The organism is Ruegeria sp. CH6 (genome assembly GCF_056537005.1).
Genome location: NZ_JBQFQS010000007.1, coordinates 22,186 through 42,803, shown reverse-complemented (window position 1 = coordinate 42,803; position 20,618 = coordinate 22,186). Strand labels below are relative to the sequence as shown.

Genomic DNA, 20,618 nt, shown 5'->3' with positions numbered 1-20,618 from the left:
CGATACGTATTGGCTGACCTGAATGGAGCGCTGGCACGGGGGAGAGTCAACGCGCAGATTGCCGCGCGATGGCAGAGTGTCGCTGCGGCATATACGCCAAGGTCAATCGATGTCGTGCAATTCCGACCAACAGGGCAGCAGGTCCCCTTCTGCGGGCGTCGCAAGATAGATTGCCCGTGCAATGGCCCGGGCCAGACACAGCGATGCGATATGACCCAGAAGGCCAAGTTCTGCATCGGTTTCCAAAGTGCGCGCTCCCGTGCTGACCCCGAACACGAGATCCCCATCGCCCGGAGTATGTGCCGGGACAATGGCCCGCGCGATCCCGTCATGCGCAGCCACCGATAGGCGATGGCACTGCGGCTTGGTGAGGGCAGCATCGGTTGCCACAATTGCAATTGTTGTATTGGTTTGCTCTGGCGCGGCGGGGCGCATTGCTTCGGCCTTGCGGCTGAACGGGTGACGCCCCAGCCCCGATGACGGATCCGGGCCAAGCCCGCCGAACTCGTCTCCGATCTCGAATGGTGCAGCCCAGAAATGGCTATCCCCCGGTGTGGCAACACTGCCTAGCGGATTGGCCGCAACCAACGCACCCACCGTGATGCCGTTATCCATTCGCATCGAGGCTGAACCAAGCCCACCCTTGTGCATGGCAGCCAATGCTCCGGTTCCCGCCCCAACGGTTCCAAGGGCGAAATCCTGCGCAGCGCATTCAAATGCTGCCTGCCCGAGCGCACGATAGGGATTGTCCCCCCAATTCTTGTCCCCACCGTTGAGCAGATCGAACAAAATCGCGCCGGGAACAATTGGTACGATTGCGTTGCCGACAGGAAATCCACGCTTTCGGCGCCGCAATGCATCCGAGACACCTGAACAGGCGTCGAGGCCAAAGGCTGACCCACCGGACAAGGCAATCGCATCCACGCGAGACACCGTTTTATCCGGCGCCAGAAGATCGGTTTCCCGTGTTCCCGGTGCACCGCCCATTACATGAACCGACGCAGCAAATGGTTCTTCCGCGGTCAGAACAGTTGTCCCGGATTTCAGGTTCGCGTCCTGGGCGTTGCCGACCAACAAGCCGGGCACATCAGTAATCAGGTTTCTGGGTCCGGGGGTCATCACGTTACCTCCACTAAGCAGTTTGAGGTCAGATGCACCGCCCGCCATCCACTTCCAGCGCGGCTCCGGTAATCATGCTGGCCTCGTCCGAACACAGGAAACAAGCGGCGTTGGCCATATCCTCTGGCGTCGAGAATCGACCCAATGGAATCGTCGACAGGAATTTGGCGCGGATTTCGGGCGTGTCTTGCCCCATGAATGATTTCAGCAAGGGAGTCTCACCCGCCACCGGACAGATTGCATTCACGCGCACGCCAGCGGGCGCAAGTTCGACGGCCATGGTCTTGGTGGCGGTGATCATCCAGCCTTTGGAGGCATTATACCAATTGAGATTTGGGCGCGGAGACAATCCAGCGGTTGAAGCGACGTTCAGAACCGCGCCAACCCTTCGTGACTTCATATGTGGCATCAGGGCACGCGCGGTCAGATACACCGATTTCATGTTCACGTTGTAAACGCGGTCGAAATCCTCTTCGCTGACATCTTCCAGCGGGGTTGGCAGATGTGTGACGCCGGCATTGTTCACCAGAATGTCGAGATGCCCAAACCCTGCAAGCGCAGCTTCCGCCATGTCCTGTACTGACGCGCCATTTGCAACATCGACCTGCTGCGAAACAGCCTGAGGCCCGAGCCGATGTGCCAGTTCAACAGCCGCCTCACCATTGATATCCGCAATCATCACACGGGCACCTTCGGCCAGGAATTTCTCGACAATTCCGGCACCAAACCCCGAGGCGCCACCGGTCACGATTGCGGTTTTTCCCTCTAACCTCATGATCTTGCCCTCTGATCCCTGTTGTGGGTCAGACTAGCAATGCCTCAAAAAGATACCAGTTCATTCTTCAGAGACTTTTCCACGCATCGCCTTCACATCCGATCGTGCCTTTTTGGCTGCCAATCGGCGTTTGACCGATCCATAGGTGGGTTTGGTAGCAATCCGCCGCTTGGGCTTGACCAGAGCACGGGCGATCAACTCTGCCAGACGTGTCCGGGCGATCTCACGGTTGCGTGCCTGCGATCGGGTTTCCTCACACTGGATGATAATCGCCCCCTCTTTGGTCCAGCGCCGACCGGCCAACCGCTTGAGCCGCGTTTTGACCGGATCCGGCAGAGAGGGTGAGCGCGCGGCCTCGAACCGCAATTCAACAGCGGTCGAGACCTTGTTCACGTTCTGCCCGCCGGGGCCCGATGAGCGTACAAAGCTCTCGGTCATTTCCCAGTCCTGCAGGGTGATATCGTCTGAAACGCGTAACATGGCGCAATATTAAGATCCGGTTGCGGGAACGAAAAGGGCCGCCCCAATGGAACGGCCCTTCGAAAGCATAGGAGGTGGGGTCGGTTAGATCAATCGACCAGCCGGAGCGAGCGCTCCGCCAAGGGCTGCCTCAGCAGGTTTTCCCCCCGGTTGTTCCGACACCTCTCTCCAATCTCTTTCTCGACACTGGATCACCTCCTTTTCTATCTGTTGCGGTTAACAATGAGCGTGACACAAGTTGTGCCATTCTCAAAGCACTTTTTTTTACGCAGCCTGCGCAGTCAGCCGCGCAACGATCACCTTGAACGGGATCAGCGCGATCAGAGCCAGCGACAGTTTCACCAGCCAGTCTGCAAAGGCCAGTGTCACCCAAAGCGGCGCCATCGGGCCGGACAGCATGAATGGAACAGGTTCCCACGCCCAGCTAATCGCAGCATCCGCATCAGCGCCGAATACTGTGACCGAAGCAGAGAAGGCGATGGTAAAGAACAGCGTGGTATCCAGCGCCGATCCGACCAGCGTCGACGCCAGCGGAGCACGCCACCAACGCCCGCCGCGCAGCGAGTTGAATACGGTGATGTCGGCCAACTGAGCGATCAGGAAAGCCGTTCCCGATGCAACGGCGACCCGCAATGGTACAGCAGCATAGGTAAAGCCGTCGCCCTGAAGCATGATCTGTGTACCGATCAGCGAGCAGACGACACCGGTCAGAAAGCCGGCAAACACGACCTTGCGGGCCGGGCCAACGCCGTAGACGCGGTTCATGATGTCATTGACCAGAAAGGCCAGCGGATACGTAAATGCGCCCCAGGTCAACAGACCATCGAGCAGCAGAAACTGAACCAGAATGTTCGAGGCCACAACAATGGCGGCCATGGCAATAATGCCGGGTATATAAGCGCGTTGCATTTTCAGATGCCCGTTTTGACAAGGTAGCGGCGACTTGGCCAAGGGTTCATCCCAAGGCAAGCCGCGCTTTTAGACTCTGGGATTGTGTTTGGCAAGTCAGTCCGGCAGCAGATACTCAACCAACTCCGTACGCTGTAAAACCAGAAAGTTGTCATCCGATATCATCGTGGCACGTAACCGCCCCTGAGGGTCGCGCCAAACCGACAATCCCTCAAGATTGTCATGTGTCCCGGTACCGGTCTCGATCAGGATCTCTTCGGATTTGGGCATGTCCTCCTCGACCTGCCAGCGGCGCAAGCGCGAACGAAAGCCGGTCAGGGAGACCGAACGTTCCAACACGTAGAACCGCCCATCCGGACCGAAATCGGCGGCCACGGGCAGGAACCCACCTCGCTGAGGCAAGACAAACGGCGTTGACCAGGCCTGCCCGTTCCAGCGATAAACAGGAATATCTCCCTCAGCCGTCCTGCTCTTTTCGGTCAGGGTGTAAAGACGGCCCCGGTCATCAATCGCCAGCCCCTCGAAAGACCCGTTGCGATCGAGAGTTTCAAAAGCCTTGGGCCGCGGCAACACGCGCGCCCGGGCGCCGGGCGCTGCATAATGTGCAACCCGGTGGACGCCTTCGAATGAAATGTAAAACGACCCGTCCGGAGCGATCGCAATCCCTTCGGAATCCCCGGCCCAGCCCAACATGATACGGCCCTTGCTCGAGAGCACAGGCCAGTGGCCCAATATCTCGATCCCGGCGATCTTGTCCCCATCACGCTCAATCTGTGCAGTCACAAGGGTTGCTCGGTCGCTGAGTGCGATCATGTGGCGTCCATCGTCCGAGATATGGATGGCGGAGAAACCGCCAAACCAATCGGCATTGTGACGCCAGGCATAGCTGTCGAGCGGGGTGGCTGTTTTAACTTCAACCGCCCAAACCGAACCCGCCAGCAGCAGCGCTGCAATCAGTTGGATTGCAGAACCGATGTACATTGCTGCGGCAAATCGGCCAGAACGTATTCGCGTCGTTTCTTAGGCGCTGGAGCGTTGGGGTCCGGTGGCGGTGGGTTCAGGATGTTACGCACCCATTGCTGCGCCTCGGCACAACCATCTCCTTTGGGTGGTGCGTCCTGATTGACACAGCCCTTGGACCCTCGGGGACACTTCAGTCGAACATGGAAATGATAATGATGTCCCCACCAGGGGCGTATCTTACGCAGATATGCCCGGTTGCCCTTTTCATCGTTACACATCTGCACCTTGGCCCCTGGAAAGACAAAGATGCGCGCTACGCGCTTGTCTTTGGCAGCCTCACGCAGCACGGCGTGGTGCTGTTTGGTCCAGTTGCCGTTCACATATGCCCCGTTGGCGCGGCGCAGCGAGATCGATGAGATGTTTTCGCGTGCCTTGCGGCTGAGACGCATGTTGTCCCCAGGAAGCATCCATATATCGATATCCAATCCCAGCTGATGGCTGCGGTGTCCGGATGTCATCGGCCCGCCACGCGGCTGGCTGATATCCCCGATATAGAGACCGTTCCAGCCCGGTTGTTTGGCCGCGAATTTGCTGAGGTCCTGCACATAGTCGATCGCATCGGGGTGCCCCCAATTGCGATTGCGCGACAGGCGCATGGCCTGCCATGTCGGTCCGGTCTCGGCCAGTTGCACCGATCCGGCAGCACATCCGCGCGAATAACTGCCGAAGGCAGCCGGTTTCTGCTGTGAACTTTGCTTTTGTGCCCCGAACAGTTGCTTAGCGAGGGGCTGCGCCCCTGCGGTGCCTGCCAAAGCGATTGTTGCCAGTATTGCCAAAAATCGTAGTAAAATCATCTGCTCTGATCCCCTTCCGGTCTTACCCAGCGCATCAGGAATAGCCCCAGAATAAACAACAGAACGATAGGTGACACCCCCAGTCTTGCGCTACCGGTCACGGTTGTTGCAATCCCGATAAGCATCGGCGCGGCAAAGGCAGTGGCACGGCCTGAAAGACCATAGAGCCCAAAGCTCTCGACCGGGGCCTTGGGGTCGGTATGACGCACCATCATCGAACGGCTGGCAGATTGCAGTATGCCGCCCATCCCGCCGATCAGAACGCCGCAGCCAAAGAAAACCATGTCGGGCAGGCCGGACCCCTCGGGCAAAGCGATCCCGAAAATCTGGGTCCGGTCCATCGAGACGATGGTTGTGCAAACAAAGATCAGAACCCAGATGGCCACCAAAATCACTGGTTTAGGGCCGTATTTTTTGTCCAGTTTCCCCCCGACCCATGAAAAGGCAGCGGCCGCCAGAACGCTGACGATGCCAAAGACCCCGATCTTGATCAGGTCCCACTCCAGAACCAGCCGCGCATAGACGCCACCAAAAGTATAAAGCCCGTTCAGAGCATCCCGATAAAACATGGATGAACCCAGGTAGCTGGCCAGGCTGATCCGGTGCCGCAAGTTCGAGATGGATTTGGCCAAAATGCTTAGCGCCTCACCCACGCTGCCTTTTTGGTCTTTTGGCGCATCATCCCGGACCCAAAGGAAGTAAGGCACCATGAACAGGATGAACCAGCCAGCAGTGAAGGGCCCTACAAAACGCGTGCCCTGCTGCGTCGAAGCGTCGAGACCAAACACCGGGTCTATTCCGATCAATGTCTTGCCATTGGCCTGTTCGACAAAAAGCGCCAGCATGATTGCCAGTGAGATCAGGCCGCCGAAATAGCCGAAGGCAAAGCCAGATCCCGAAATCTCACCCACTTCGTTGTCATCCCCCAGATCAGGCAGCTGAGAGTTGATAAAGATCAGTGCATATTCCGCGCCAATAAAGCCCACCCCGAAAGCCGAGAGCATCAGCCACATGTTCGAGCCGTCGGGCATTGTGTACCACAGCGCCGCCGACCCCACTGCATACATGACCGAAAAAGCGAATATCCAAGGAATACGCCGCCCCGATACATCGGCCATGGCCCCCATCAACGGGGCGCCGAAAGCGATGATCAGACCGATGATGGTCATGCAATTGGCCCAAACCGTCTGCGCCCGTGCGTCAGCGGCATCGCCGTCCAGACCAGCTGTCAGATAGTACTCTGCTGCCACCCCGGCGAAATAGGGACCGAATACAAAAGTCACCAACAGCGTGTGATACGGCTGACTGGCCCAGTCAAAAAACCACCAGCCCCAAATGCGCTTGCGCTTGGATATTTCTGCCATCACTGCCCCACAACGTCTTTGTTCTTATAAGACGGGCCTTTGGATCATTTCGCAAGCGTTCTGTTGGGACAGCCTTGCTCTTTGTCGCGGGTGCGCTTACCTCTCATCAAATGTGAAAACGGAGTTCCCATGCTGTCGCTGATCCAAATCCTGTTGCTGATCCTGGACATTGTCTGGTTCATCATTCTTGCCCATGTGATCATGAGCTGGCTGATCAACTTTCAGGTGCTCAACCTGCACCAACAGCTGGTAGCGCAGATATGGTACGGCCTGAACCGTATTCTGGAGCCCGTTTACGGGCCGATCCGGCGAATTCTGCCCAATATGGGTGGGTTGGATCTGACACCGTTGGTGGTGTTGATCGGTGTCTACGCGCTGCGGATCATTCTCATAAACAATGCGGTCTATTTCTACTGACCTCTTGTTCACAGATTCTTAGTATGTGATGGTTCTGTCTTAAGAGCAGATAAACCTTAAAACAGGGCCACCCCGCGCATGTTCGACGCCGCACCTATGCTGCGAGATGTCTTTGGATTCGACGACTTCCGCCCCGGGCAGGAAGAGATCGTCGATGCCGTAACCGCAGGCGAAAATGTGCTGGCGATCATGCCGACGGGCGGCGGCAAATCCTTGTGTTATCAACTACCTGCCTTGATGCGGGACGGCGTCACAGTGGTAATCTCACCGCTGATAGCCCTGATGCGCGACCAAGTGCGCGGGTTGCAGGAGGCCGGGGTCGAGGCCGGAGCGCTGACCTCGGGCAACACGCCGGAAGAAACTGATGCGGTGTGGGAGGCGTTGGAGGCCGGGCGGCTGAAACTGCTTTACATGGCGCCGGAACGCCTCGCGGCCGGGTCGGCTTTAGGCATGCTCCGCCGGATCAACGTGAACCTCATCGCCGTGGACGAGGCGCATTGCGTCAGCCAGTGGGGCCATGACTTTCGCCCCGATTACCTGCGGATCGGAGAGCTGCGCCGCGCATTAAATGTGCCCTTGGCGGCTTTCACAGCAACAGCGGATGCCGAAACGCAGGACGAGATCGTCGAAAAGCTGTTCGACGGCGCTGCACCCAACAAATTTCTGCGCGGGTTCGATCGCCCTAACATCCACCTGGCTTTCGCCGCCAAAGATGGCCCCCGCAAACAGATCCTCGATTTCGCCGAGGCCCGCAAAGGCCAATCCGGCATTGTCTATTGCGGGACCCGCAACAAGACCGAAGTTCTGGCGCAGGCCCTGCGTGCCGAGGGGCATTCGGCCTGCCATTATCACGGCGGCATGGAGGCCGAAGATCGCCGCATCGTCGAAACCCGCTTTGCCCGCGAAGACGGCCTGATCGTGGTCGCCACGGTGGCCTTCGGCATGGGGATCGACAAACCTGATATCCGTTGGGTCGCCCATGCCGACCTGCCCAAATCCATCGAGGCTTACTATCAGGAAATCGGCCGTGCCGGACGTGATGGCGGACCTGCCGAGACCCTGACCCTGTTCGGGCCCGATGATATCCGCCTTCGCCGCTCGCAAATCGACGAAGGGCTGGCCCCGCCGGAACGACGTATGGCAGATCATGCGCGGCTGAACGCCCTGCTGGGATTGGCCGAAGCGCTGGAATGCCGCCGCCAGACCTTGCTGGGATATTTTGGCGAACAGGCTGCGCCCTGCGGTAAATGCGATCTATGCGACAGCCCGCCCGAGGTGTTTGACGGCACCACCCCGGTTCGTATGGCCTTGTCCGCGATTTTGCGTACCGAGGAATGGTTTGGTTCGGGCCATTTAATCGACATCCTGCTGGCCAATGAAACCGACAAGATCCGCGCGCGGCGCCATGATGAGCTTTCGACCTATGGGATCGGCAAGGAATGGTCGCGCCCGCAATGGCAGGCTATTTTCCGACAGATGATGGGTCACGATCTGGTGCGTCCTGATCCGGAACGCCACGGCGCGCTACGCATGACCGAAGCGGCCAAACCGATCCTGAAAGGCGAGGCACAGATCAACCTGCGCAAGGACACCCTCCGCAAAGCCGGACGCCGCCCTGCCGTCAAGATGATGGTTTCCGAAGAAGACGCACCGCTGCTGTCTGCGCTCAAGGCCAAACGGCGCGCACTGGCGGAATCCGCACGGGTCCCGGCCTATGTCATTTTTCCCGACCGCACACTGATAGAAATGGCTGAGAAACGCCCCGTGACGCTGGACGACATGGCCCGGATTGGTGGTGTTGGAGCGAAAAAGCTGGAGCGCTACGGAGATACGTTCCTTGAGGTGGTCGCAGGAGCGATCGAGGCCGTTCATCCATCGCGACGCAAGCTGGCTGGACGCGATCAGGGCGAGATCTATGATCGGTTGCTTGAAGTGCAGTCGCAGTTGTCACGAGGTCCGGACGGGATCGACAAGCCATTGACCTGTTCCGCTTCGCAGCTGGCCAAGATTGCGCAAATGCGCAGCGGCGACGCCCGCGCTTTGGAGCAGCTGTTGGGCGAACGTCGTGCAGAACGTTTTGGCGCAGCGTTTCTGGACGTGCTGCAGATGGCAAGCTAGATACACTCCGAACAGGCGAGAACGAGGGCGGATATGCTGGTAGTGATTTCCCCGGCCAAGCGGCTGGACTGGGCTGAACGTGATGTCGAGGCGACGCAACCCGCCTTTCAGGATGATGCCATTCGCCTTTCAAAAACAGCTCGTAACCTGACCCTCGGTGACCTGAAAAAGCTGATGGATCTGAGCGACGATCTGGCCCGCCTGAATCGCGACAGGTATCGCGCGTTTTCGGATACCCCCGAAGCAAGTATCACAAGACCCGCTGCACTGGCGTTTGCCGGTGACACCTATCAGGGTTTGGAGGCTGCTTCGCTGGATGCTGATGAAATGGCGTGGGCGCAAGATCATCTGCGCATTCTATCCGGGCTTTATGGCGTGCTGCGCCCGCTGGATGCGATTCAGGCGTATCGACTGGAAATGGGCAGTAAGCTGAAAACCCGGCGCGGTAAGAACCTGTATGAGTACTGGCGCGATCAGCTAAGCAAAGCGCTGAACACGCAAGGCGCAGAGATCGGATCGGATGTATTGGTGAACTGCGCCAGCCAGGAATATTTCGGTGCAGTAGACCCCAAAGCGCTGAAATTGAGGGTCATCACACCTGTATTCATGGAAGACAAAGGCGGCACCCCCAAGATTGTAAGTTTCTTTGCCAAGAAAGCACGCGGAGCGATGGCGCGCTATGTCATTCAACACCGTTTGACCGATACCAAAGGCTTGTTGGATTTCGACACCGGAGGCTATGAATATCGCCCCGAGTTGTCACAAGAAGACAAACCGGTCTTTGTGCGCCCTTATCAGGCCTGATCCAGCATCGACGGGTCATAGGCAACCAGTTCGACTGTGTTGCCTTCTGGATCTTCGGTAAATATTCCCCGCCAACCGATCCAGCCGAATTCCTCTACGCGATAAGGCTGCTCGATTTCGTCATACCAGCGCATCACCACATCCTGCTCATGAAACGGCAGCGACAATGCGATGTGATGCAGAGCAGATGCACCTCCGGTCACCGGCCGATCCGCCCCGGTCGGATGCAGCCCCGGTCGCGGTGCTGCAGTATGGTGAAACAGGGCCAGAACCTGGGTATGCCCACCGAACCCTTCGGCAATTCGAAAGAAGGTGATGGCGCTGTTGTGATCTCCGCTCAAACGCTCGAGTCCGATCACATGCTCGTAGAATTTCACCATCGCGCCCATGTCGGCGCAACGTATTGCAATCTCACCTAATGCACGGGGGCGGAAACTTCGATCGTCATTCATTCAGTGAACCTATTCATCCCCCACAGGATCGACAAGGACGGGCCTGGCGTCTGCCGGGCAATGGCTTGAGATCATGTCACAGATCAGCTTCTTATGCAGCGGTTTGGTAAGATAGTGATCAAGACCTGCAGCAAGAATGCCCTGATCATCGCCGGCCATCGCATGAGCCGTTAGCGCAACGATAGGAACGTGCCGCCCCGTCCCAATCTCTTGCCGTCGAATTTCACCTGTCGCTTGCTTGCCATCCATTCCAGGCATCGAGATGTCCATGAATATCAGATCGGGGTCAAAATCACCGAAAGCATCAACTGCTTCCAGCCCGTTAGATACGAATTTCAGGTCGATGTTCAGATCCTTGGTCATCTTTTTGAGAATCAACTGATTGGTACGGTTGTCCTCGGCCGCCAGCACACGCATCAATCTCTGCGCTTCTGATGTGCGTGGTGACAAAGCCACCTCTGTTTCTAGAATGTTGAGTTCAGTCGGTTCAAATGTCGATGTCCCAAGAGCCATCAGGCGCGTGTAAAGCTCGGCCCGGGGAATGGGCTTTTGCAACACACCTTCAATCAGGCGATGCGCAGGATCGGCGTGTATCATGCCCGGATTGGCTGACATCACAACGATAGGAAGGTCGACCCAGCCACGATCGCTTAAGGTTGCAGCAAGCTCCAGCCCATCCATGTCTGGCAGATCATGGTCGCACAAAAGCAGGTCGACCGTGTCATCCACACGCGCTAGCGCCTCAGCCCCGGTTTCACAAACCGTCACCCTGGACCCCAGCCTGCGCAGCTGCTTGCTGAGGATGGCCCGATTGGCGGCAAGATCTTCGACCACCAGGACATGTTTCAAACGATCCGCCAGATCAGGTGGTGCGGGTTGAGGCCCCTCGGCTGTGGGCAGGGTTACCCGGAAGCCAAAACATGATCCCTCACCCAAATCACTTTCGACCCAGACCGTTCCGCCCATCATCGTGATCAGGCGTTTGGTGATGGCCAGCCCAAGTCCGGTGCCTTCGAATTCGCGGTTCTTTTCATTTTCTACCTGATTGAACTCGCCAAAAATGTGGCTGATCTTTTCTGCCTCAATGCCGATCCCGGTATCTTCGATCGCGATGTGAATGTCGCAGGTCTGCGCCTCAGCGTTGGGAACACCAGTCACACGGATCAGGACATGCCCGTGCGAGGTAAACTTGACCGCATTGCCCACCAGATTGGTCAATATCTGTCGAACCCTGCCCGGATCGCCGACAAACAAAGTGGGCAGAAACAGATCGTAATCGACCAGCAGCGTCAGCCCTTTGTCCCGAACGCTGGGCTGAAGCAACATCGCCACTTCAAGAATACAACGCTCCAGATCAAACTGTTCGGGATGCAGGGTCAGCTTGTCCGCTTCGATCTTGGAGTAATCAAGAACATCATTGATAATGACCAGCAATGCCTCACCCGAGTTTCGGATCGTGTTGACATAGAGGCGCTGCTCCTCACCCAGAGGTGTTTCGGTCAGCAACTCTGTCATCCCGACGATCCCGTTCATCGGTGTCCGGATTTCGTGGCTCATGTTGGCCAGAAAAGCTGACTTTGCCCGGTTGGCGGCCTCAGCCCGTTCGCGCGCGGCGTTCAACTCGGCCTCATGCCGGACCGAAGATGTGATGTTCAGGGCAAGGCTCACTACATCGCCGCCCTGCCCGCGCTGATCGATCAACTTGATGTATTGACCGTTCCACAGTTGAATAACGATGGGTGGCGGGTTTGTCCGCGCCCAGCGCGCCAGCATTCTGGTCTGCCATTCCTCAACTGGTTCCGAGCCGATATCAACAATGCCCTCACGCGTCATAAGTTCAAGCATTCGAGTATAGGCGATACCAGGCGCGACCTCTTCCAACCCCTCGAACACGCTCAGATATGCGGTGTTGGCGCCAATCAACCGGCTATCGCCGTCAAAAAAGGCAAACCCGTCCTGTATGGTCTGAATCGAATGCCACAATCGGCGCTCGGCGACTTCGATCTTGGCGTTTGCAACTGTCAGGTCGGATTTGACCTTTTCGTTTTCATCCCGAACGGTTGCCACTTCGGCCTGCGTTTCGCCTATTTGCCGTGTCAGTGCCATGGCGTGACGGCCCAGTTTGCGATTTGCTGCAGACAATTCTGCCTGCTTGAGGTCAAGCAATCGCTCTGCCGCCAATCTGGCGCGCCGTTCTTTTGCAAGTTTGTCTGCAAGACTCATCTGTCTTATCCCGGGTCAGTCTGAAGACAGCATTCCGGCAGAGCGTGAAAAAGTGTTTAAGCCGTTGCAATGGAAAGGGCGCTCATGCGACGATCTTGCCAAATAGGAGGTCGTGATGCGCCGCTTTGTTTTGACTTCAATTGCTTCTTTTCTATCAATTTTTCTGCAAACTGCTCTGGTTCAGGCCCAGTCTTCGGCGCCAGAGTTCCGCTATATCACCACACGGGATGCGGACTTTTATGGCTCGGATCTGGATGCGCTGTTCGATACCGATTTGAAATCGTGCATTCAGGCCTGTTCGGCCAACGCAAACTGTACTGCATTTACCTACAATACCCGTTCAGATGCCTGTTTCCCCAAGAGCGGAGTAAACCGTCAGGAACCTTACGAAGGCGCGTTGTCCGCCCAAAAGATCTCGACGTCAGAACAGACCCTAACATTGGCGAGAACGCGCGCCGAAGCTCTTGGGTTTCTGCGCCCATCCGATCTTGAAAGCGCTGGCCAACAATCCCGGGATCTGGGTTTTCTTCACACCGCAGGTGGACAAGATCTGAATGCTGTACTGGATGCCGCAAGAAGTGCCGGCAATGCAACACAGGCGATGCAATGGACCGGTATTGCAGTTTCGCTTAGCGATGCGCCCGATCTCTGGGTCGAATACGCCCGATTGCTATTGGCCATTTCACCGTCTGGCTGGAATGAAAAGCGAGACATGAGGAAGCGTGCGCTGAACGCGTCGATCAACGGGTACCTGCGTGCCGAAAACCCCGGAACACAGATCGCCGCGCTTATGATGATGGCAAATGCGCTTGAAGAAAGCGAACGCGGGCGGGATATGATCCCTGCCCTGAGGCTGGCCGAACAGGTCCAGCCGCGCGAGGATGTGCTGGCGGCGCTGACCGATGCGATCGGGAAATACGGGTTCCGCGTTGTCGACAGCAGTGTCGAAAGCAACGCTGCTGCACCCCGCATCTGTGTCGAGTTTTCAGAAAAACTGATCAAAGCGGGCGTTGACTACGACCCCTTCGTACAACGCAATGATGACGGGTTGGTGGTACAAGCCGATGGGTCTCAGCTCTGTGTTGACGGCGTTGAACACGGCAAGCGCTATCGCATGACCCTCCGACAAGGTCTGCCTTCTGCATCCGGCGAAACCCTGAACCGCGATGTGGAGCTGACGCATTATGTACGCGATCGTGCGCCGTCGGTCCGGTTTCCGGGTCGCAGCTATGTGCTGCCAAAATCCGCAGACGCCGCTTTGCCGGTCGAGACAGTGAACACCACAACATTGGATCTGACATTGCGCCGGGTCAGCGACCGTAATCTGCTGCGTTCCGTGCAACAGGATTTCTTTGGCCGCCCGCTTAGCCAATGGGAAGAAGAGGAGTTCTCGGACGAAATCGCCGAAGAGATCTGGACTGGTAGTGCGCAGGTCGCTTCAGAGCTGAACCAGGACATGACCGCCCGCCTGCCTATGGCCGAGGCGATCGCAGAGCAGCCGGCAGGCATATATTCTCTGACTGCTCGGGTTCCGGGGGCGGATCCATATGATGATCCGGGGGCGACCCAGTGGTTTGTTCTGTCCGATCTGGGAATCAGCACAGCGCTTGGCACCGATGGTCTGCATGTCACCGTTCGCGGGCTTCATAATGCAGAGCCACGTGAGGGTATCGACGTATCGCTTGTGTCCAACGCCAACGCAGTGATCGCAACCGCCCAGACAGATGCCCAAGGGTATGCGCGTTTTGATCCCGGTCTGACCCGCGGAACCGGGGCGAGCGCGCCTGCGTTGGTCATGGCAACGGATGGTGATGCAGATTTCAGCTTTTTGTCCCTGACCGATCCCGCCTTTGATTTATCGGATCGTGGCGTCGAGGGACGTGCGCCCGCCGGTCCGGTGGATGTTTTCCTGACCACCGATCGCGGCGCTTATCGCGCAGGTGAGACAATCCATGTCACAGCCCTGTCGCGCGATGGTACGGCACAAGCGATTGAAGGTCTGCCGCTGACCGCGATCCTGCATCGACCTGACGGGGTTGAATATCGACGCGTCGTCTCGGATGGCGGCGTGGCTGGGGGGCATGTCTTTGCGCTGACCGTTGCAGCGGATGTTCCGCGTGGTGCATGGCGGATCGAGATTAAGTCGGACCCAAAGGGTGAGGCGCTAGCGCGTGAAACCGTTCTGGTCGAAGATTTTCTGCCTGAACGCATCGACTTTGAACTTACCCTGCAAAATGCACCCCTACGTCCGGGCGACTCGCCGCCGCTGAATATTGATGCCCGTTATCTGTTTGGTGCGCCGGGTTCCAACCTGACCATCGACGGACAGGTGATTGCGCGCCCTGCTGAAACCGTTCCCGGCTATGATGGATACCGTTTTGGTCGCTATGATGCCGAGATTTCAACCAAAAGCAGTTACTTCGGAGATGCACGTACTGATGCTGCAGGCCTCGCCACGATTCCGATTGAAATCCCCGATTTAGAGACTGAAGGAAAACCAATAGAGGCAACGGTTGTTGCCCGTTTGGCGGATGGATCAGGCCGCCCGGTCGAACGTCGCCTCACTGCGCCCGTCCTGCCGCCCCAATCGGTAATTGGCATCAAACCCATGTTTGATGGCGTGATCGCTGAGGGCACAGAGGCATCCTTCGAGATCGTCGGGTTGTCCCCTGATCTTTCACCCAATCCAATGCGACTGCGCTGGACACTGAACCGGGTCGAAACACGCTATCAATGGTATCAGCTCTATGGAAACTGGAATTGGGAACCAACCACCCGACGTACCCGCGTGGCGACGGGTGAGGTTGATTTCACGTCTGAGCCATTGACGCTGAACCAGCCGGTCGACTGGGGTCGATACGAACTGGTCGTACAGCGCGTGGATGGCACTTATGCAGAATCGGCTGTCGATTTTTATGCGGGCTGGTACCAGGCCGTAGATGCTTCGACCTCACCAGATCGGCTGGAAATGTCGCTGGATCGCGACAGCTATCGCCCGGGGGAAACGGCACAATTGCGGATCGTACCGCGCATGGCAGGCATCGCACAGATCGAGGTCCTGTCAAACCGGCTGATACACCGCCGGATGATAAACGTCCCAGAGGGTGAAAGCGTGATCCCACTGGAGATCACCGAAGATTGGGGCACTGGCGCCTACGTCACGGCGACGGTCATCCGCCCCATGGATGTCACCGCCGGGCAAAATCCAGCCCGCTCGATGGGTGTGGCACATGCCACCATCGATCCGGGAGTTCGCAAGCTGAATGTCAGTATCGACGTGCCCGAGGTCAGCGCGCCCCGACACACGCAAGAAGCCCACGTCAAAGTCGAAAACTACACCAAAGGTGATCCTGTCTGGCTGACAGTCGCAGCGGTAGATGTCGGCATCCTGAACCTCACCGGTTTCAAGAGCCCTAACCCGCAGGGATACTATTTCGGGCAACGCCGTTTGGGTGTCGAACTGCGTGACGTATACGGCCGCCTGATTGATGGCATGAACGGCGCAATGGGAACCATTCGATCGGGTGGTGACAACGATGCCGGGATGCGGCGCCAATCACCTCCTCCGACGCAGGATCTGATGGCAGTTTTCAGCGGACCGGTTCAGGTGAACGCAAACGGTGAAGCCGTGATCGATATCCCGTTACCCGCCTTCAATGGTACCGTACGGCTGATGGCAGTTGCCTGGTCCAAATCTGCGGTGGGGCAGGCTGAGGCCGAGATGATTGTTCGCGACCCGGTCGTTGTCACTGCCAGCCTGCCGCGTTTCCTCGCCCCCGGCGATCAAAGCCGGATGTTGCTGGAAATCATACATGCAGATGGTCCTGCCGGTGAAATGGCGCTGGGTCTGGCAGCTTCAAACGGACTTGAACTTGGAACTGCGCCCGGCACCTTCACACTGGATACCGGTGGCAAAGCCGTTTTTGAGGTCCCGATCCGCGCGAACGCGGTCGGCGACCCTGAAATCAGCGTTTCGATCACCACTCCGGATGGTCGGGATTTGTCGCAGACCTTGCGGATGCCTGTTCGTGCGAATGACCCGGTTGTGGCTCTGACACGGCGGTTTTCGCTTGGATCCGGGGAAAGCTTTCTGTTCTCGCAAGATGTGTTCGAAGGGTTTCAACCAGGTACGGCCGGGGCCATACTATCCGCCGGTCCTCTGGCCAAGTTCGACACTCCGGGCCTGCTGGATCAATTAAACCGATATCCATATGGCTGCACCGAACAGATCACCAGTAAGGCGCTGCCACTGCTGTATCTGTCTTCGGTCGCACAGGCCTCAGGGCTGGGTAATGGGCCTCAGGTCGACAAACGCATCAACGACTCGATCCGCAGCGTCATGACGCGTCAGGCCTCCAACGGTGCGTTCGGATTGTGGCGGGCTGAAAGCGGTGATTTTTGGCTGGATGCCTATGTCACCGACTTCCTGTCGCGCGCGCGTGCGCAGGGTCATGAGGTTCCGGACCGGGCCTTTGCACAGGCAATGGATAACCTGCGCAATCGCATCAACTATGCCCCTGATTTCGATGAAGGCGGTCAGGATATCGCCTATGCGCTGATGGTGTTGGCGCGGGCAGGTGCGGCCTCGATGGGCGATCTGCGCTATTACGCGGACGTCAAGGGCGACGCATTTGATACCCCACTGGCCGCTGCACAGCTTGGATCGGCACTGGCCTCGTACGGGGATCAGACCCGGGCGGATGCGATGTTCAGCCGGGCAGCACAGATGCTGGCCCAGCGCCCAGCACAAAACCAATATACTTGGCGGGCTGACTACGGCACAAACCTGCGGGATGCGGCGGGTCTGCTGACACTCGCGGTTGATGCCGGCAGTGAGGTCATCGACCGGGATGCCCTGATCCAGCGGGTCAGCGCCGGGCGGACTTACCGTTCGACGCAAGAGGCGGCTTGGTCCCTGCTTGCCGCGCATGCACTGATCTCAACCCCCGAGCAATCCGGGCTGCGAGTCAACGGTTCAGCCGTTGATGGGCCGTTCGTTCAGGTTCTTGAAACCGGATCGGATGATGTTCTGAACATCACCGCAGCAGATGGTGAAACAACCGACATCACGATGACGGTATCAGGTATCCCTGAAATCGCGCCCGAAGCTGGCGGGACGGGCTATGCCATCGACCGTCAATATTACTCGATGGAAGGCGAGCCGCTGAATGCGGGTGAGTTTGTGGTCGGCGATCGGTTTGTCACTGTCCTGACTGTCACATCGTTTGAAAATGGCGGTGCACGGCTGATGATTGATGATCCACTGGCCGCAGGCATCGAGATCGACAACCCCAACCTGTTGCGCTCGGGCGATGTGCGTTCACTGGACTGGCTGAACCTGTCCGAGGCGACGCATACCGAGTTCCGTTCAGACAGGTTCCTTGCCGCTGTTGACGCCTTTGGCCGCCAGCCCGTGACATTGGCCTATATTGCGCGAGCGGTCACCCCGGGTGAGTTCCATCATCCCGCCGCATCGGTTGAGGATATGTATCGGCCCCAGAACCGTGCCCGGACGGATACAGGCCGGGTCGAAGTGAAATGACAGGCCGGGCAGCCATCGCCACAGCCCATTGGCGGCGGCTGGATCAGCAGGGCACGGACCGCTGCACCCTGTCTCAGCTGGACAGTGGCTGGATTCTGGTCGGGCAGGCAATCTGGCACGATGGCAGCATCGATCATTGCCTGACCTATGATGTACGCTGCGATCCTGACTGGCATAGCCTGTCTGCGGATGTTGGGGGTGAGTTTGGTGGCCGCGATATCGCCTTGCGTCTTCATCGAACTGCCGAGGGCTGGTTTCTGAATGATAAACTGCAGGAAAACACCGCCGACTGCATCGATCTTGACCTGAGCTTCACGCCAGCCACCAATCTCTTGCCACTGCGTCGGCTGGGTCTGAGGAATACTGCGAGCGCGCCCGTTAAGGCAGCCTGGCTGAAGCCTGATCTCGCTTCGATCGCTCAGCTTGACCAGATTTACAGTTGCCGTTCGCAAGAACTGGTCCGGTATTCTTCGACGAATTTTGAGGCTGATCTGCAGGTTCATTCGTCCGGCTTCGTAACTCACTATCCCCAACTCTGGGAAGGATGGGTCGATGCCTAAGGCAACCAGATTACTGCTGTGTCTCGCGGGGCTGCTCTACTTGACTGCCTTTACCCGAGATCGGCTGAGCGATTGGGTGAACGCGACCATATTGCCGCCGATCCTCGCAGAAAGTTCGGTTGAGATGCGCGACCGGAATGGCAACCTGCTTCGGGCCTTTCCGGTCGAGGACGGCATCTGGCGCCTGCACCCCGGATCAGTGGATCGCGATTTTGTCGATATGCTGGTTCGGTACGAGGACAAAAGGTTCTGGACCCATTCAGGCGTCGATCCTTTGGCGATGTTGCGTGCAACCGGGCAAGCGCTGTGGAACGGCCGTACTGTTTCGGGCGGATCAACGTTGACCATGCAGGTTGCACGATTGCTCGAGGATGGCACAACTGGACGCTGGCGTGGCAAAATCCGCCAGATTAGAGTCGCATTGGCCTTGGAGCAGCGTCTGAACAAAGAGCAGATTCTGACCCTCTATCTGACCCACGCCCCCTATGGTGGCAACCTCGAAGGGATTCGCGCGGGATCGCGCGCCTGGTTCGGCAAAGATCCTGTCCGTCTCACACCCGCGCAGGCTGCTTTGCTGGTGGCGCTGCCACAATCACCCGAGGCACGCAGACCAGATCGAAAACCAGAAACCGCCCGAGCATCGCGTGACCGGGTTCTGCATCGCATGGAAAGACAAGGTGTTCTGAACCGATCTGAGGCGCAGGCGGCGTCATCCGAGCCAGTTCCCCAGCGGATGCGTCCGTTTCCACAACTGGCAGCACATCTGACGGATCGAGTTCGTCGTCAAAACCCCGAGGTGACGGCCCATGACCTGACCTTGGATGCAGCGCTGCAAGCTCAGCTGGAACCGCTTGTTGCACGAACGGCAGCAGGTGCGGGGCCACGTGTTTCAGGCGCGCTGATTGTGGCGGACCATTACAGCGGTGAAATCCTCGCCTCGGTCGGCTCGGCAGGGTATGCGGATGCCCGTCAGGGATTTGTCGACATGACCCAAGCGCTGCGTTCGCCGGGATCAACCTTGAAACCTCTGGTCTACGGCCTTGCCTTCGATCAGGGGCTTGCGCATCCCGAGACCCTGATCAGCGACAGCCCGGTCATGTTCGGGCGCTACGCCCCGCGCAATTTTGACGGTGTGTTCCGGGGTGAGATACGTATACGCGAGGCGCTGCAGCTGTCTCTGAACATCCCCGTCATCCGCTTGACACACGAGTTGGGTCCGGCCCGCGTCATGGATGCTCTGCGGAAAGCCAGAACCACGCCAAAACTACCGGGCGGGACACCGGGCCTTGCCATTTCTCTGGGCGGCATTGGCCTCAGCCTTCAAGATCTTGTTCAACTCTACGCGGCAATGGCGGCAGGAGGGGAAGGCCCCGTTCTGTATCATCTGGAATTGAGCGAGCAATTACAGACCCACCGGATTCTGACAGAACCAGCCGCCTGGCAGATCGGGAACATCCTGTCGGGCCTAAACCCGCCTCCCGGGGCTCCTCCTGGCGTGCTGGCTTACAAAACCGGCACCTCTTACGGACATCGGGATGCTTGGGCCATTGGATATGACGGGCGACATGTCGTTGGTGTCTGGCTGGGACGGGCGGATGGCACGCCGGTGCCCGGAGCCTTTGGTGGTGAACTGGCCGCGCCATTGCTGTTCGAGGCTTTTGGGCGCCTTAAACCGGATTTTGAACCGCTCGCGCCTCCACCCCCTTCGACCTTGATTGTGGGCGCCGCTGAATTGCCCACTCCGCTGCAGAGATTCCGGCCGCGCTCGGCTGCTTTTGCTGATAATGCAGCCGCACCACAGGTGTTGTTTCCCCCTGATGGTGCCGTATTAGAGACACATAGTGACACGCTTACCATCAAACTGCGCGGTGGCTCGCGTCCATTTTCAGTCCTTGCTGACGGGATGCCGATCCTGACGGGACAACGCCAGCGAGAGTTTGAAATCCCCAACCCCGGTCGCGGCTTCGCTTCGCTGGTTGTTGTTGATGCGCAAGGACAATCCGACCGGGTTTCGATTCAAATTGAGTGAAAGGGTGCC

General features: G+C 58.0%; 15 protein-coding genes. 6 read left to right on the top strand and 9 right to left on the bottom strand.

Annotated elements, in window-relative coordinates; translation table 11 throughout:
* Positions 1-102 precede the first annotated feature (102 nt).
* From ACR0CW_RS14940 to ACR0CW_RS14910, 7 genes are all read right to left on the bottom strand, one after another.
* Positions 103-1,119, bottom strand: a complete 1,017-nt coding sequence (locus ACR0CW_RS14940) for a P1 family peptidase (RefSeq protein WP_480788407.1) — start codon at positions 1,117-1,119, stop codon at positions 103-105.
* A gap of 28 nt (positions 1,120-1,147) precedes the next feature.
* The gene (locus ACR0CW_RS14935) at positions 1,148-1,894 is read right to left on the bottom strand and encodes an SDR family oxidoreductase (protein WP_480788406.1); all 747 of its coding nucleotides are present in this window, start codon (positions 1,892-1,894) and stop codon (positions 1,148-1,150) included.
* A 60-nt stretch (positions 1,895-1,954) separates the two neighbouring features.
* Positions 1,955-2,374 carry an alternative ribosome rescue aminoacyl-tRNA hydrolase ArfB gene (arfB, locus tag ACR0CW_RS14930; RefSeq protein WP_480742883.1) on the bottom strand — a complete coding sequence of 140 codons (420 nt, stop codon included), beginning with the start codon at positions 2,372-2,374 and terminating at the stop codon, positions 1,955-1,957.
* 264 nt (positions 2,375-2,638) lie between these two features.
* Complete coding sequence (locus ACR0CW_RS14925; RefSeq protein WP_155146509.1) at positions 2,639-3,283, bottom strand: queuosine precursor transporter; 645 nt, start codon at positions 3,281-3,283, stop codon at positions 2,639-2,641.
* Between the two features lie 96 nt (positions 3,284-3,379).
* Complete coding sequence (locus ACR0CW_RS14920; protein ID WP_480788405.1) at positions 3,380-4,264, bottom strand: esterase-like activity of phytase family protein; 885 nt, start codon at positions 4,262-4,264, stop codon at positions 3,380-3,382.
* Positions 4,237-5,100: a penicillin-insensitive murein endopeptidase gene (gene mepA / locus ACR0CW_RS14915; RefSeq protein ID WP_155146513.1), complete on the bottom strand. Its 864-nt coding sequence runs from the start codon at positions 5,098-5,100 to the stop codon at positions 4,237-4,239. Before mepA ends, ACR0CW_RS14920 begins: the two co-directional genes overlap by 28 nt.
* A complete protein-coding gene (locus tag ACR0CW_RS14910) occupies positions 5,097-6,464 on the bottom strand; it encodes an MFS transporter (protein WP_480788404.1) in 1,368 nt (455 codons plus the stop codon). The genes mepA and ACR0CW_RS14910 overlap by 4 nt, the downstream gene beginning before the upstream one ends.
* 129 nt (positions 6,465-6,593) lie before the next feature.
* Between ACR0CW_RS14910 and ACR0CW_RS14905 the strand changes: the two genes are divergently transcribed.
* From ACR0CW_RS14905 to yaaA, 3 genes are all read left to right on the top strand, one after another.
* Entirely contained in the window at positions 6,594-6,881 is a 288-nt protein-coding gene (locus tag ACR0CW_RS14905; protein WP_155146517.1) for a YggT family protein, read from the top strand.
* A 78-nt stretch (positions 6,882-6,959) separates the two neighbouring features.
* Positions 6,960-8,999, top strand: coding sequence for a DNA helicase RecQ (gene recQ / locus ACR0CW_RS14900; RefSeq protein ID WP_480788403.1), 2,040 nt, complete (start codon positions 6,960-6,962; stop codon positions 8,997-8,999).
* Positions 9,000-9,032: 33 nt separating this feature from the next.
* Positions 9,033-9,803 carry a peroxide stress protein YaaA gene (yaaA, locus tag ACR0CW_RS14895; RefSeq protein ID WP_480788402.1) on the top strand — a complete coding sequence of 257 codons (771 nt, stop codon included), beginning with the start codon at positions 9,033-9,035 and terminating at the stop codon, positions 9,801-9,803.
* On the opposite strand, the gene ACR0CW_RS14890 is transcribed toward yaaA, so the two are convergent.
* Entirely contained in the window at positions 9,794-10,255 is a 462-nt protein-coding gene (locus tag ACR0CW_RS14890) for a VOC family protein (protein ID WP_480788401.1), read from the bottom strand. The genes yaaA and ACR0CW_RS14890 overlap by 10 nt on opposite strands.
* 9 nt (positions 10,256-10,264) lie before the next feature.
* Positions 10,265-12,478, bottom strand: a complete 2,214-nt coding sequence (locus ACR0CW_RS14885; RefSeq protein WP_480788400.1) for a response regulator — start codon at positions 12,476-12,478, stop codon at positions 10,265-10,267.
* 115 nt (positions 12,479-12,593) lie between these two features.
* On the opposite strand from ACR0CW_RS14885, the gene ACR0CW_RS14880 reads away from it, so the two are divergent.
* Genes ACR0CW_RS14880 through pbpC form a run of 3 tightly spaced genes read left to right on the top strand, consistent with a single transcriptional unit; the run spans position 12,594 to position 20,609 of the window.
* Complete coding sequence (locus ACR0CW_RS14880) at positions 12,594-18,020, top strand: alpha-2-macroglobulin family protein (RefSeq protein ID WP_480788399.1); 5,427 nt, start codon at positions 12,594-12,596, stop codon at positions 18,018-18,020.
* A complete protein-coding gene (locus ACR0CW_RS14875; RefSeq protein ID WP_480788398.1) occupies positions 18,017-18,580 on the top strand; it encodes a putative glycolipid-binding domain-containing protein in 564 nt (187 codons plus the stop codon). Before ACR0CW_RS14880 ends, ACR0CW_RS14875 begins: the two co-directional genes overlap by 4 nt.
* A complete protein-coding gene (gene pbpC, locus ACR0CW_RS14870; protein ID WP_480788397.1) occupies positions 18,573-20,609 on the top strand; it encodes a penicillin-binding protein 1C in 2,037 nt (678 codons plus the stop codon). The genes ACR0CW_RS14875 and pbpC overlap by 8 nt, the downstream gene beginning before the upstream one ends.
* Positions 20,610-20,618 lie beyond the last annotated feature (9 nt).